Source organism: Peribacillus sp. FSL K6-5616, from assembly GCF_038008245.1.
GTDB lineage: Bacteria > Bacillota > Bacilli > Bacillales > DSM-1321 > Peribacillus > Peribacillus frigoritolerans.
Map to the genome: position 1 here is coordinate 2,488,365 of NZ_JBBOYT010000001.1, position 14,892 is coordinate 2,503,256.

Annotated in this window: 13 protein-coding genes and 2 pseudogenes; 2 read left to right on the forward strand and 13 right to left on the reverse strand. The window is 38.1% G+C overall.

The genetic code is table 11. From position 1 onward, the window contains the following. Nucleotides 1-202: 202 nt before the first annotated feature. The 7 genes from MHB45_RS11860 to MHB45_RS11890 form a co-directional block, all read right to left on the reverse strand. Complete coding sequence (locus MHB45_RS11860) at nt 203-1,003, reverse strand: SDR family oxidoreductase (RefSeq protein ID WP_072273087.1); 801 nt, start codon at nt 1,001-1,003, stop codon at nt 203-205. Nucleotides 1,004-1,099: 96 nt separating this feature from the next. Beyond that, complete coding sequence (locus MHB45_RS11865) at nt 1,100-1,465, reverse strand: PTS glucitol/sorbitol transporter subunit IIA (protein WP_063590892.1); 366 nt, start codon at nt 1,463-1,465, stop codon at nt 1,100-1,102. A gap of 48 nt (nt 1,466-1,513) precedes the next feature. After that, on the reverse strand, nt 1,514-2,539 hold the full coding sequence (gene srlE / locus MHB45_RS11870; RefSeq protein ID WP_072273088.1) for a PTS glucitol/sorbitol transporter subunit IIB: 1,026 nt from the start codon (nt 2,537-2,539) through the stop codon (nt 1,514-1,516). A 13-nt stretch (nt 2,540-2,552) separates the two neighbouring features. Further along, on the reverse strand, nt 2,553-3,098 hold the full coding sequence (gene srlA, locus MHB45_RS11875) for a PTS glucitol/sorbitol transporter subunit IIC (protein WP_053535301.1): 546 nt from the start codon (nt 3,096-3,098) through the stop codon (nt 2,553-2,555). Nucleotides 3,099-3,118: 20 nt separating this feature from the next. Further along, nucleotides 3,119-3,541 (reverse strand): transcriptional regulator GutM, encoded by a 423-nt coding sequence (locus MHB45_RS11880; protein WP_072273089.1) that lies wholly within the window; start codon nt 3,539-3,541, stop codon nt 3,119-3,121. A 76-nt stretch (nt 3,542-3,617) separates the two neighbouring features. Continuing rightward, complete coding sequence (locus MHB45_RS11885) at nt 3,618-4,592, reverse strand: sugar-binding transcriptional regulator (protein WP_072273090.1); 975 nt, start codon at nt 4,590-4,592, stop codon at nt 3,618-3,620. A 521-nt stretch (nt 4,593-5,113) separates the two neighbouring features. After that, a complete protein-coding gene (locus MHB45_RS11890; protein WP_072273091.1) occupies nt 5,114-6,007 on the reverse strand; it encodes a DMT family transporter in 894 nt (297 codons plus the stop codon). A gap of 509 nt (nt 6,008-6,516) precedes the next feature. On the opposite strand from MHB45_RS11890, the gene MHB45_RS11895 reads away from it, so the two are divergent. Further along, entirely contained in the window at nt 6,517-7,386 is an 870-nt protein-coding gene (locus tag MHB45_RS11895) for a LysR family transcriptional regulator (RefSeq protein WP_072273092.1), read from the forward strand. A gap of 579 nt (nt 7,387-7,965) precedes the next feature. Here the strand turns inward: MHB45_RS11895 and MHB45_RS11900 are convergent. The 3 genes and pseudogenes from MHB45_RS11900 to MHB45_RS11910 all read right to left on the reverse strand — a co-directional run bounded on the left by MHB45_RS11900 (nt 7,966) and on the right by MHB45_RS11910 (nt 11,109). Next, nucleotides 7,966-9,582 (reverse strand): annotated as a pseudogene (locus MHB45_RS11900) (FMN-binding glutamate synthase family protein). 47 nt (nt 9,583-9,629) lie between these two features. Next, the gene (locus MHB45_RS11905; RefSeq protein ID WP_253349505.1) at nt 9,630-10,259 is read right to left on the reverse strand and encodes an NAD(P)H-binding protein; all 630 of its coding nucleotides are present in this window, start codon (nt 10,257-10,259) and stop codon (nt 9,630-9,632) included. Between the two features lie 667 nt (nt 10,260-10,926). Continuing rightward, a complete protein-coding gene (locus MHB45_RS11910; RefSeq protein ID WP_034307388.1) occupies nt 10,927-11,109 on the reverse strand; it encodes a YolD-like family protein in 183 nt (60 codons plus the stop codon). A gap of 645 nt (nt 11,110-11,754) precedes the next feature. Here MHB45_RS11910 and MHB45_RS11915 point away from each other — a divergent pair. Further along, a complete protein-coding gene (locus tag MHB45_RS11915; RefSeq protein ID WP_202186871.1) occupies nt 11,755-13,143 on the forward strand; it encodes a M28 family peptidase in 1,389 nt (462 codons plus the stop codon). Between the two features lie 502 nt (nt 13,144-13,645). Here MHB45_RS11915 and MHB45_RS28290 read toward each other — a convergent pair. The 3 genes and pseudogenes from MHB45_RS28290 to MHB45_RS11925 all read right to left on the reverse strand — a co-directional run. Continuing rightward, nucleotides 13,646-13,846, reverse strand: coding sequence for a site-specific DNA-methyltransferase (locus MHB45_RS28290; protein WP_072273095.1), 201 nt, complete (start codon nt 13,844-13,846; stop codon nt 13,646-13,648). Nucleotides 13,847-14,338: 492 nt separating this feature from the next. Further along, on the reverse strand, nt 14,339-14,485 hold the full coding sequence (locus MHB45_RS11920; protein WP_153246137.1) for a hypothetical protein: 147 nt from the start codon (nt 14,483-14,485) through the stop codon (nt 14,339-14,341). Between the two features lie 44 nt (nt 14,486-14,529). Beyond that, nucleotides 14,530-14,802 (reverse strand): annotated as a pseudogene (locus tag MHB45_RS11925) (VOC family protein); the annotation flags it as partial. Between the last annotated feature and the right edge of the window lie 90 nt (nt 14,803-14,892).

Sequence of the window (14,892 nt, forward strand, 5' to 3'; positions counted from 1 at the left end):
CACGGGGTCACGTCACACGCACACTTACACTTTACCTTGTCTACTAATTTAATAGATTCTATTAAAAAAAGGGCAACCAGTAAAATAAACTGGCTAACCTTTTTATTCGAACGCACCTTGTTATTAACAAACTAAAACCAACATTCATCCTCGTTTTCATTCATAATTTGGAGGAAAACGAGGATGATTAATGCCATTATATTTATCCTCGGGATTTTCCACCTGAAATATTAACGGTTGTACCTGTAATATAACTAGAACGGTCTGAAGCTAGATAAGTGACTAATTCACCAATTTCATCCAATTTACCAGGTCGTCCAAGTGGTATTGTTTTGCTGTAGTCAGATCCAAGGCCTTCTACTGTTACTCCACGCGTGTAAGCTAATGCTTCATTATAAGCATCTGTTGTTAAACCTGTTTGCTCATTGATCCCTGGCGCAACACCCACAACGCGGATGTTGAACTTCCCCAGTTCTTTTGCCCAGGAACGGGTAAAGCCATTGACGGCACCTTTTGTTGCTGAATAAACACTTTGTCCAGAAGATCCTTCCATACCTGCTTCTGAAGAGATATTAATGATTACACCTTTATTATTTTTCACCATTACTCTCGCAACTGCCTGAGCACAAAGGTAAGGTCCTTTTTGATTGACGGCAACCATGAAATCAAAATCCTTTTCACTTAACTCATACTCTGGCTTTTCGCCACGGAAATCGACAAGTAAACGCGGTAAATTTACACCAGCATTATTAACTAAAATATCTATAGTTCCAAATAATTCAGTGGCTTTGGTGACCATATGTTCCACGCTTTCTTTATTGGTTACGTCGCATTGGATATGATACGTTCCATCAGTTTGTTCACCAGTTATTACATTTAGATCGGATACTATTACCTTTGTACCGTTCTTTACTAAATGTGCTGTAATTTTTGAGCCAATTCCAGAGGCACCACCCGTAACAATTGCCACTTTATTTTCTAATTGAGGCCATGATTCATTCATTCTTTTTCCTCCCTTTATATATATCGAGAATAATTTTCCGGTGAGGGAACTTCCCTCTTCTTGCATTCAATTATTCTATATAAATCTTTGGTGAGTTTATTTTTTCAAGATTTGAAGAGTTGTCCCTGCTTGCGGCATTTGAATATCTCTTTCTTCAAGATGTATAGTGCCAGGTAATTCTGCCGTTTCAGAACCATTGAATTTTAACGTGATATGTCCAAGTGATCCTAAATTCTTTTTTACCACGTCACCTACAGAGGTAATGGTATATTGCTGATTGCCTAAGACGAGAATGTCACCCTTTTCGATTTCTCCATTAATTTCATTAACATCAATTAATAGGCAATAATCCGCTAATTCACTCGGGGCATCAGCTCCGAAAAGAATGAACATTTTTTCTCCAAGAAAATCAGGGACAGATGGACCAAGTTGGTTAATTTTAGTTTGATAAACTGTCTGCACAAGAAACTCCTCCAATTCTTTGCTTTACATCATTCATTCAGAATTTAATTATTCATACATACCGAAGCTTGCGAGCCAAGCAATAAAAACGGTTGGTGCTCCGGTTAAAAAACGTCCGTACAATACGGAAGGAACTCCGACTTCAATGGTTTCCACTTCTGCCTCTGCTAAACCTAGCCCAACTGGAACAAAATCAGCTCCAGCCTGTGAGTTAATCGCGAAAAGAGCTGGCAATGCAAGGTGCGGAGGGATATTTCCTTTTCCAATTTCCACTCCAATTAATGTCCCAATGACCTGTGAAATAACAGCTCCCGGTCCCAAGAATGGTGATAATAATGGGAATGAGCAAATTAAAGAGATTAAGAGCAAGCCCGGCAAAGATCCTGCAAATGGTGATAAGTATTGTGCGAACACATCCCCAATTCCAGATGCTTTAATCACCCCGATTAACATGGCCACGAAAGCCATAAACGGTAAAATGGTTTTAATGACAGTATCTATCGTGTCACGGCCAGCCTGATAAAAGACATTGACGATGGAACCCATCGCCATCCCAATGCGTGCTATGACGCCTTTAGGCTTTCTTTGTTCACTAATTTTTTCATCTGCGTTATACTTAGGTTTAGAAATTGTTTTTTCAATTTGTCCGTTAGCATTGTTCACATTGGATGTTGGAGGTGTTGCAGCACCTTCATACAATTCAATGTTTTGAGGCTTTACTCCAGAAACGTAAATGTCCTCGGTAATGTGCATTGCTAACGGGCCACTTTGTCCAGTAGGCATGATATTGATCGTCATGATTCTTTTTTTGGGGTATAAGCCACATCGGAGCGTTCCGCCACAATCAATGATGACACACGCCATTTCATTCTCTGGTACACTCGTTTTAAATCCGTCGACTAATTCACAGCCTGTTAAATCTGCAATGGTGTCTGCAATATCGGGTCTTGTTCCGCCCGTTACATAAACCACTTTATTTTTTTCTTCTGTCGGTGAAATCACTAATGGCCCCCCAAAGCCGCCTAGCCCTGCATTAACGATAATTGACTTGTACTTCGTAACCGTTTGCGTCATTCCTTTCCCCTCCTTAGAGACCCACTGTTTCCTTCAATTTAATGCCTTGCTGCTTAGATACATAATAAGTTGTTAAATCTGTTACCCAGCCTCTTAAAAAGTTTGTGAAAATCCCCACCAAGAAGTAACGAAGGGCTAGTTCTGTTGTTTCAAATCCCAGTGTTGTAATACCTGCAGCAATTCCCAAGAATACGAACAGCTCTCCTGGATTAACGTGTGGAAAAAGTCCGTTATGCGTGTGGCAGGAATAAGAAGCAGCAGCATAATAGCTTGGTTTGAATTTTTCCGGCAAAAATTTCCCAAGTGATAACGTCATTGGATTTGCCAAAGCGAACGTTCCAATTACCGGAAGAACAAAATATCTTGTTAGTGGGTTCTTACTCGATTTCTTCGCGATCCGTTCCACTCTTTCTTCTCCAACCAACCGTATAAGGGCATTCATTGCAACTAAAAGCATGATAAGAAGTGGAACAATACCTGTTACTAAATCGACAAAAGTTTCGGCACCTGCTCTAAATAAATTCATAAAGCCATCTGCTGCATTTGTAAGCCAATCCATTCAATTCACCTCAATAATTTCTATTTTTTTGATAACAGTAAATCAATCCAGCCTTTCTTAACCTTCAATTCACCTCCTTTAGAGATTATATGATAGCTGTTCAGTGCATCCTCAATGGCTAATTTTGTTAACTTATTTACTTTATTAAAATCCTCTTCACAGAGGTGTAAGAGATTTTTCCCTTCAAACCCTTTTAAGTTCCTTACTCTTGAAAGCACGGTCACTCCCTGCATTTTGGCGGCTTTCAAAATGTTGTTTTTTCGGTCAATTGCAAACATTACGACAGTGCCTGATTGAAAAAGTCCCGTTTTTTTCCCAATCGCGACCCTTCCAAGCTTTCTCAACTCTGCATACTTTTTATTGAAATGCTTGATTTGCAAAAATCCCAAAATGCTTTGAAGGAGCCAAGAAAAACCAATTAATACAATGACATACCATAGCATTTTGATTTCCTCTTTTCATATGAACTGATTCTTACATTTTGTTTCTGCTTACAATCAGATATTTAATCCATACTTCTTAAGTTAAGGAAGTTCCTTTTTCCTCTATAATTTCAATGATTGCATTTGCCGTTTCCTCAGTGGTGATCAGAGTGTTAATGTATCCTCCTCTTAATCCCCCAATAATGGAAGGAGCTTTTTCAACAGACTCTGCAATACCAATTGAGTATGGAATATTTTTCAGCTTTTCCAGCTCAATGGCTATTGTTCGATCAGCTAAGTCAGATTGAATCAGGTTTCCATCTATATCATAAAAGCGTGAGCAGACTTCACCTATTGCACCTTGTTGATTTAAATCTTCAATTTCCCGATTGCCGCAAAAGCCAGCCCAGACTAAATTAGATGATTGGTTTGGGTTCCCAATCCCTACTACTGCAATTGTTAAGTTGTCCCAAAGCTCCGTTATTTTAGTGAAGTAGTGAGATTGAACAATGTCATCCTTTGTCTCTTTTTTTTCCACTACTGCCGCTGCATCAATAAAATAAGAAGTTCCTCCAAAATCTTCTGCAATATTATAAACAATTCTATTAACGTGATGCTTCGTATCCATAGGTCCAGGCCCGCCTACTAAAGGGACAAAGTGAGCGTCTTTTTTTCCGGCGTTGGTAAATTCACCGATCAGACTGGCCATTGTGCTTCCCCAAGCACAGCCTACGACATCGCCGTCTTTAATAATCCGTTTTAGTAATTCAGCCGCGGCCATCGCTACTACTTTCTTTTTATCCAGTTCGGTACTGTCTCTTTTTTCAGGAACGATAATTACCTCTTTTAAGCCAAACAACTTTTCCAATTGACGTTCCAATTCAAAAGCTCCATCAATATCGCTGCTGACAGTAATTTTAACTACACCATCTTCCCTTGCTTTTTTTAAAAGTCTGCTGACGGATGTTCGGTATATACCTAATTCTTTTGAAATGGCACCTTGTGTCATATCTTCTTCATAGTACATTTGAGCAATTTTAACTAAGAGTCTCTTTTCTTCCCTTTTATCCATTTAGTTCCACACCCTTTTCGATATGCACATTTGTGCAGACGTAATCATTTGTGCTTCTTTATTGAGTTTAGTATACGCTTTCAAAAATAGCTACGTCAACAAAAATCTGCCACTTGTGCAAATTTTAAAAAAGTTATGTCATTTGTGCTGGTTTTGGACTCCAATAAAAAAATGAAGCAGCTTCATTTGATCATTCTGCTTCATTTCTATTAATCTGGCAGTAGGTTGTTTCATCTGTTCCTAATGAATTATTCAAATAAATAATAATTTTTTATAATATAACCTATTTCACCGCGCCCTCTTCATGCAATACTTCATTGCAAACAACTTTAAGCGCTTCTACAGGAACAGCTCTGGAGCTGGAAGTCCCCCCGCAAATGAAATGACTTCTGGTCTTTCTGTTACTTTTACTATCTCATGGGTCTCAGAAGATGAAACTAGACGAGTTCATTTTCCATTTGTAAACAATCCTTCCTGGAAACTTCGATATTTTACCTTTCACTTCTATTTTATTTGAATAATCAGTTATTTATAGTCTTCATTAATTGTTTTGAAAAGTTGACTGATTTAATTTCACTAACAAATGTAGAGCCTAATAGTAATATCCCACCCAGCATTTGAACTATTGTCATTTGTTCTTGCAAGATAATTGCAGAAATCAATATAGCTACAAATGGATCTACATAACTTAGCATAGCTATACTCTGCGCTTTTAATTTTTCCATACCAGAGAAAAATAACCAAAATCCAATCCCTGTATTGATGATCCCTAAAATTAAAATAAAAGGAATGGAAGAACTTGATACTTCAATAATACCAAAGCCTTCAGTAAAGAAAACATATGGCATTAGAAGTAATGTGGTTATTCCAAGCTGAATGATGGTCAGCTCTAACTTTCCCATATCTTTAATAAATTTATTTAAAAGCAATAACGCTGCATAAAATGCAGCTGCGATTAATCCAAAGGAAATTCCAATAATATCATCTGATCTAGATGCACTCACGCCTTCTCCTACAATCATAAACATACCAATGATCGCTACACCGATGCACACAATTTTTTTAATGGATAATTGTTCCCGAAGTACAAAGGGAGAAAGAATCATCACAAACACAGGTGCAAAGTAATAACCTAGCGTTGCGTTGGCAAGTGTTGTATGATCGTAGGATTGATAAAGAAAGATCCAATTCCCTCCCAATGCAATACTTGAAAGAATCAAAAATAAAGCATTAGATTTAACTAAATTCCATGTTATTTTCTCCTTACTCATGAAGAATATTAACAGTAAAAACAAGCATCCTATGAAACTGCTTACTAAAGCTCTTTCGCTCGAAGATAGATCAATGTATCGAACAACTAAACCAATTGTGCCGAAAATAATCATTGATAATATAAATTGAATTTTAGATTTCATCGTTTACTCCTTCGAATCTGCGAAACAACTTATATTTCGCAGATTCTTAACCTGTTTTTAATAAAAGCGATCAAAGGACTTCAATAATATGCAGGGTGACAATACCTACACCGATTTGTGAGCATGTTTGAAATAAAAATATCCTACTTACACCCATCGCTACGCCGAAAATCACTAAATACAAAAGCGTGACTTGTTTTTCCAAAACTCTGCTTAGACAATGCTAATATTCGAATGAGGAATATGCCCCCTATCAAAGTCCGCAAAAAAAACGATTATTTTGCTGTCCAATTAAAATGTAACTGGCAACAATTTCGTTGAAGCCAAACAGGAGTAATGAGGCAATATTGTGAAATATGCACCCTTCACTCACAAAAACATCCTTAAATACCTTTTCCTTTCCTAACTTGAATTTTTAATAGCAATAACATATCATATTCACATGCATTACAAAAACGAATGTTTCTCATGATGTTCATGATTAAATCGGATGGGTAGGAGAAAGAGATATGAATATCCAAAAATATATGGCATTTGTAAAAGCAGCAGAATTTGGTAGCTTTACAAAAGCTGCCGAAGCATTGGATTATACACAGTCTGGGATCAGCCGTATGATAAACGATTTGGAAACGGAATGGGGGGTTTTCCTTTTCGAAAGAGGACGTGCCGGGATTAGTTTAACCTCGGATGGCTTAAAGTTACTGCCCCAATTAAAGCGAATCTGTAATGAGCATGAAATCTTAATGACGCAGATCGAAGACTTACACGATATGCAGTCTGGAATGATTCGTATTGGGACATTTTCCAGCGTAGCCACCCATTGGCTCCCTAACATTATTAGAATTTTCAAAAAAGATTATCCAAAGATAGATTTTGAACTTCTGCTTGGTGATTATACAGAAATTGAAAGCTGGATTTTAAATGGACGTGTTGACTTCGGATTTGTGCGGCTACCATCAAAAACAGAGCTTGAAACTACCTTTTTGGAGCAAGACCGTTTGCTGGTAGTGATACCTCAAAATCATCCCCTTGCTAATTGCGAAAAGTTTCCAATCAACGACTTACTGAACAGTCCGTTTATGCTATTAGAAAAGGGCGCAAAAGCAGAAATCTCTGAAATTTTTGAGAAGCACCATATTTCACCGCAAGTTAATTTTACAACATGGGATGACTACGCAATTATGTCTATGGTGGAAAACGGGCTAGGAATCAGTATATTACCAGAATTGATTTTACAGCGTATTCCTCATAAAATTATAGCGAAAGAGCTTGAATTTCCTGCTTTTAGAACTATTGGTATTGCAATGAGAGAACAAAAATCACTTTCCCTTGCGTCCAAGAGATTTTTAGAATATTTATCATATAGGAACAGGGAGTGAAAAGTCTGAGGGAAATCATTTAATCACATTGTTAAAACACCCGAATTCTTTTTCCAATCCCACATGACAATCTATATGAAATTCTTAAATCGCGCCTATACTCTGGTCCAAACTTTTTATGATACTGTAGAAAACATTCAGACAAGCTGCAATGCGTGTTCCCCATTCCATCTGAAGTTGGAATGCTACTATGACCTTTGCTGCCTTCAGACTGTTCCAGCTACTCATCGCTAAGTAAGTCGACAACTGCGGCAATCTTCCTCTCCTTCTATCCGCTTAATTTACTCTGCAACACTTTAGGCCTTACAGACTTTATCTTGTCAAGCAGACTCATCCATGTTAACTAGCCTTGTATCAAGTTCCTGCTCCTCGGACCGGAGGATTGCCGCTCGATTCCATCAGATTATGGGTCACTCCAGACACCCTTGCGTTAAGCTAACCACTACTACTGCCTTCATGATTCGAGAGATATACATTGCACCAATGCCGGACGCACTTAAATAGCCTTTGCTGCATTGAGCAAAGGCTTACCTTTTTGACGAGTTTCTTCTATATAATAAAAATAAAAATCCCGCCAAGCTATTTCTCCACTTTTTCCTTATTTCTTAACTTCTCCACTTTTTCGGGAGTGAGGGTGATGTCCCGGACAGGGGAAACTCTTCCCCACTCATCCTTGTGAACGATGTGTTTTCGTTCAAATTTGGTCGGAGTATCTATACCTGCGGCAGCTGCAAGGTTAAATAGCCCCTCGCGGAGGGAAATCACGTAATTGGCGACTCGGTATTGTTTTTCCTCAATAACCAGCCCTTCCTGCAACTTTGAATCAGTTGTAGCTACTCCTGCAGGGCAATGGTTTGTATGGCAGATTTCAGCCATGATGCAGCCAACGCTAATCATAAAACCGCGGGCTATATTGACTAAATCTGCCCCCATCGCTAAAGCGACCGCCACTTTATCTGGAGAAGTCAGCTTGCCTGATGCAATCAGCTTGACCCGGTTACGTACACCATATTTTTTTAACATCTCATCTACAAGTGGCAAGGCTGACATAATTGGGAGTCCGACTGCATCTGCAAGCTCCTGATAGGTTGCCCCAGTTCCGCCTTCCCCGCCATCCACCGTGATAAAATCCGGCCCTTTACCTGTATCTCTCATGGTTTTCGTCATTTCCTCAAGTGCATCAAGATCCCCCACAACAATTTTGATACCGATAGGCTTTCCGCCTACATCCCTCATTCTTTCCACAAATTCGAACAATTCATTAAAATTCTTGAATTCATAGAACCGGTTAGGGCTATTGATTGTTTGGCCAGGTTCTACCAGGCGGATTTGGGCAATTTCTTCTGTCACCTTCTGTCCTTCAATATGTCCACCTCTGATTTTGGCACCTTGTGCCAGCTTAATTTCAAATGCCTTTACTTGCCCGATTTCACTTTTCTTCTTGAATTCTTCCCAGGAGAACTCCCCACCTGGTGTCCTCACTCCAAACAGTCCCGGACCGATTTGCATCATGATGTCGGGATTTCCGGAGAGATGATATTTGGAAAGACCACCTTCACCAGTATTCATCCATGTTCCTCCTGCAAGCCCTAATCCTCTCGACAGTGCAGTGATGGCATTCTCACCGAGTGCCCCGTAGCTCATTGCAGATTGTCCTACGAGCCCCTTTAATTTAAAGGGATTCCGGCATGTATCCCCTCCGATTATGACAGCATCCTCGTCTCGTAAAAAGTACGGTTCTATTTGTCTATCTTCCCGCTTCTCCTTTCTGGACAATAGACCTTCCTCATCAACTTCATATACCTTTGTATTGATTTTTTGGCTATTATCTATTCTCAATTCTTCCCGGAGATTGGGAAACATACTATTTCGAATATAGTATCCAGCCTCATTGAAGTCACGTTCCGATCCAAATCCGATTAAACGCTCCTTATATTTTCCTGCTTTTACAACATCCTCGAATTCCTTTCTAGAGAAAGGGGTGCCTTCATTATTATTTTCAAATAAATACTGCCTAAGTTCAGGTCCTATTTGCTCTGTCATGTATCTAATTCTGCCGATTAGGGGGAAGTTCCTCAGGATTGAATGTTGTTTTTGTGTATCATCCTTTCGTTAAAAGTACGCTGCGGCCGCAACTGTCCCTAAAACGGCAGATCCTTTTAAAACAGTAGGAAGGTAATTTTTTAACTTGGACATTTTATCACCCTTTGCTTCTTATTTTTTGTGCAAGTTACTCGAGTTATCTATAATCTTTGGAGTGCTTCATCAATCAGAATTTCGCCAGAAGTTACATGGAACGTTTTATTAAATACTTCTTCAGTATCCAGCGCTTTGACCAATACAGAAGCAATATCCTCTTTTGGTATCTCGCCTTTGTCATTCAGAATTGATGGTCCAGCTTCAACTTTACCTATTCCCGGCTTATCCACAGGCATACTTGTCCGTATAACCGTATATGTAAGCTTTTCCTGTTTTAATAGCTCTTCTGAGTGGTACTTGACATCGTTTATACTAGAATCTAAGCTCTCCATTTCTTTTGCTCGCATGGTGTTCATCAGAACAAAGCGCTTCACCCCATGTTTCTTAGCAGCCTCAACAGAGTCTATTACTGACTGATGGTCAACCAGTATTGGTTTGCCCTCCCCAGTCCGAGGACTGGCGCTACTCAGGTAGATTACAGCTTCACAGCCCGAAAAAGCACTGGAAAAATCCCTTCTTTCCAAAGAAACTACATCTCGTGCTCCAAGTTTAACCATTTCCTCTACTTTATTTTCTGCTCCCACCAGTGCTACCGGGTTATGGTACCTTTCTGCCAGCTGTTTTACAACGTGCTCTCCGGTCATGTCCTCTGTTCCTATTACTAGAACTCTCATATTAATACCTCCCTGCTAGTTTCATAATATATATTTACCACTTTAAAGTTTAATGAAACAATTAAGCGTTTTCGCCGTATCGTTAATTTTAACGATTCTTTGATAGTTAATTATTAGGGGAATTCCCATTTCTTCAGTGGAAGCGATTAGACTATTTTTACTTATATTGAACGTACTTATTCTCATAATAAATAATCTGGCATCCATTATTACAGAAGCTGTACGAACTTGATTAGTGATTGGAATTAAATAATAACGAAACCCAAATACTGTGAAGTAAATTGGGTTTGATTTGGGTAATTATAGAAAACTTGACATTAAAGACGATTATTTCCTAGGGAAACAAACACGAAAAATTATCTCTTATAAATATTAATTTCTTATGTAATCACTCCATACATTCTATAGTTAATCGCCCCAGCTTTTCTTACAAACACCCTATTGAGGAATTCCACACGAAGGAACTGCCATCTATAAAGTATAAAAACTATATTTATCAATCCGGAAATGAGGAGCCCTATTTTTTCAAAACTGAAAAATTACTAACTACAGGAATGCTAAACATACCAGCTTTCCATATATGAAAAAAGAACCTCTAGTAATAAACTAAAGATTCGGGATTAATAAATATATTGTAATTTTAATATATTAAATGAAAGCAATTAAATTAATATATTTCCATAATACGAGATAAACGAATAGAGAAAATCTTTTGATTTTCATCCTTTAAGGAAAGGGTTTGTTCATTAAGGTTAAGTTTATGCAATTGACCCTTACATGTTTTTAATACTCCTTCTTTATAATAAATGATGGTCGTTATGCCCTTTTTTTTCAACGATTTTAAGATCATCTGATTATCTCCTTCCTGTCTATTCAATTATTTATTAAACTTGTATGATAATTGGTGCAAAACTATGAAATCAATTAGGATATATATATTATACAACGAAAATCGTAAGCGTTTTCATTATTGTTGTGAACAATTTGTGAAGGTTTGAACATTAGAATATTTTAGGAAATGGTAAAATCAATAATAAAAAATGAATATTAAGTAAATCGACTTTTTAGACTGAAAATTACATAACGTATACTATCCCCGTTTTGTCGGCGGATTCCCTTATCGGGCTGATTTCTTACATGATTTATCCGAAGTCATTCCAAGATCGTTCATAGGTTTTCTAGTCCAGAAAGAATTGGTTTCCCTATCTTTTTCAAATTGTCATTGGGACTAAACGGTATTGCTTTTCAAAAGTTAGATTAAATGAGGTTGATAGATTTGAATGTTTGATCATTTTTTTACAATACAATATATTGACGGCTTCAATACATGATACGAATCTTCATTAAGAAGGATCGCTTTTTCTTTGCGGCATAATCTTAAGGGTGAGCGGATGTCAGATACCGATTTATATTCGGAATTTAAAGACTAATGACTCATTTACAAATTATTCAGTTAAATACATAATTAGGAAGATTATGAAGAAGGAGGGATTATATGTATAGAAAATCACTAACAGTACTATTAGCTGCGGGTATGGTTCTATCAACTGGTACAGGATTTGCACAAACTAGCGGAGCAATAAATGCCCAGTCTGACACTGCTTTTGATAACAAAGTTATCAAAAAAATTAGTGCGGACAATATGTATAATACGATTGCCTATCTATCAGAGCAACCGAGAGCTGCTGGTACAGAAGGGGAGCTCCGTGCAGTCAAATACATAGAAAGTCAGTTTAAGAGTCTTGGTTTCGAAACAAGGGTTCAGCCTTTTCCCATCTATGATACGGTGCAAAATGTAAAAGTGAAAATTGGTGACAGTGATTTAGGAGGAACACCGCGTGCCCTTAGCGGCAGTATCAGCGGAAAGGTAACGGCCGAACTTGTTAATGTTGGAAAAGCAAAGCCAGAGGAAGTTGGAGAAAATGTATCTGGGAAAATTGCACTAGTTGAACGTGGGGACATTACCTTTGTTGAAAAGGTTCAGAATGTCCTAAATAAAGGAGCGGTTGGCGTTTTAATGTACAACAACTCACCATCAGGAAATAATTTCGGACAAGTATCAGCGGGGCAAAATATACCTGCTGTAGCCATTACCCAAGCCCAAGGGTTAGAGTTGGTCGAACAGCTTAAAACTAAACAAATCACGTCCACTCTGGAAGTGGGAAAAGCTGAAAGGATCGAAAAGACATCCTACAATGTCATCGCTTCCCTAAAACCAAAAGCCAATAAGGATAATGGTCAAATCGTGACTGTTGGAGCCCATCATGATTCTGTCCCGGGCGGCCCTGGTGCAAACGATGATGCTTCTGGTGTATCTGCTGTGCTGGAACTTGCAAGGATCCTGGCCAAAACCCCAATTGACACTGAAATTCGCTTCCTCACGTTCGGATCTGAGGAAAGAGGGCTCGTTGGATCATCCTTCTATGCTGATTCCCTTCCCAAAGAGGATGTAGACCGCATGGTGGCTCACTTCCAAATGGATATGATAGGCGGACGTGATGCTGGCGAGGATAATCCTGCAGGTGGTTTGATTATGTATACCATTGATGGAATGAAAAACCTTGTGACGGACCTGGGTTCCTCAGCAGGGGCCAGAACGATGGATGTTGCGATTCCTTATGGACAGCTGGGCAGGAGTGACCACCAACCATTCCATGAGCTTGGCATTCCATCCGCCTTGTTTATCCATTCCCCTGTAGAGCCTTGGTATCACCAGCCTACAGATACACTGGATAAGATATCGAAAGAAAAATTGCAGCAAGCAGCTGAAATTGTCGGTGCCAGTGTGTATCAAATTGCCCGTCCGGAAACTCCGGCATTAACAAATGCACGTGTAGCTCCTGGCACGGTAGACTATGATTTTGATGACCGTCCGGTAGATTAAATACTTCATTGTACAGAATTAAGAGATTTATAATGGATCTTGGAGAAAATCAGGAGGGCACCTGTGAGTTTACAGATGCTCTCTTGTTTTTATCGGCCAGCGCCTTGTGCTTAATTTTTTCACTATTTCTAAGTTCTAAGTCTAGTGAAAATCCTATATGAAATATGTAATAAAACATATATGCTTATCCAACTCCAATACCATTCCCACTGTAAATACTCAATATTATCAGTGTACCTAACCATTACTACTTCACAGAAATAATTTCAACAATCAATAGATAGAAATCCAAAAACAGCTCAAACTTTAAAGGGTGAGCTGTTTTTTTGAAATTTTAGGTTACAAATTAAATTCATAACGCTTTCTAAGTCGCATTAACATAGCCATGTTCTAACTATGTATGAACCAAAGATAAAAATGAGAAAAACAAACATAATATAAGATGGATACCCCGATGTCTTCAGGAGGTATAAAGCAACAACCTATTTAGCTTACGGTATCATTATGCAAAGCTTTCGAAACTTTTTTTAAAATAGGTATTATCTAATTCGAAACCAATGAAGTTCCGATTTATATTTTTAGCTACTTGTCCTGTTGACCCTGAACCCATTAAACAATCTAATACTGTTTCACCTTTATTAGAATGAGTTGCAATTATTTTTTCGAGAACAGCAACTGGCTTTTGACAAGGGGGAAATCTCACATTTCCACTATGAACATTCCATAGATTTCACAGAATAAATGTCAAAGCACTTCAACAAAAAAGAAGCAACAGATTGTATACCTGTTGCTTCTTCTTGTATGATTTCTCCTATTGCTATTAATGGTTAATTCTTCATTATTTTAAATTCTTTTTTGTCTTTTGCAGTACTTCTCATTCTAATGCATCAGCTTTAATTTCATGTGATGAACAGTATGATTAACCTTTAGTTCTTTTCTGCCAACAATATGCCGAGTTATAGCTTTATCAGACCTGAGATATAGTAAGGTATTAATAAAAGATAGAAAACTCATATATTTCTCCACCTGTATCAAAGAAAAAGAATCGTACAATGAAATCAAAATCAGAGTTTTCCTCTCCTTATAGACGTGTTGGAGATAAAATTACCTTTCCTTCTGCTCAACGGAAGGCTTATAAAGAAGCGAACACTTTTAACGGCTACTACAATAAAAAAAGAACCTCATAAGAGATTCATTAAGGTGTAGCTACTAATTTATCCACTACATTTCCATTTTCATCATAAATCACTAGAAAGGGTTTCCCAGTTGTCCAATCTTCACTTGCAGGAATCAAAAACAATGAAAATATTAAAACTATAGATAATCTTAGTAAAATTTTCATTTACATCCTCCCATTTAATATTTTTCTATATTTTACCATAAAATATCCAGAAACAAGGCTTCCGCTTCGTAATAATTATCGACACCCATTGTACAAGCATACCGATTAAGAGCTTGGACAGCTTCCGGCGGAGGACTTTGACCCTGCATCAAAGCACCATTTCCCAGGTTCATTCTCATCTCCAGTCACGCTCCCAAGTAAGGCATTCCTGCGAAATCACTCCAATCTTGAAATGACCATCCAAATACCTCACCATAAAATTTCTTTGCCCGTTCCATGTCTTCCACATGAATTCCGAGGTGAACTAATCTTCCCATGATTACCTCCTAGTTTTGATCAAAACTTTTCCTCTTACCGTAAGTTGATACTTATGTAGCTACATGCCTATGGTGCTTTATTTATATTTT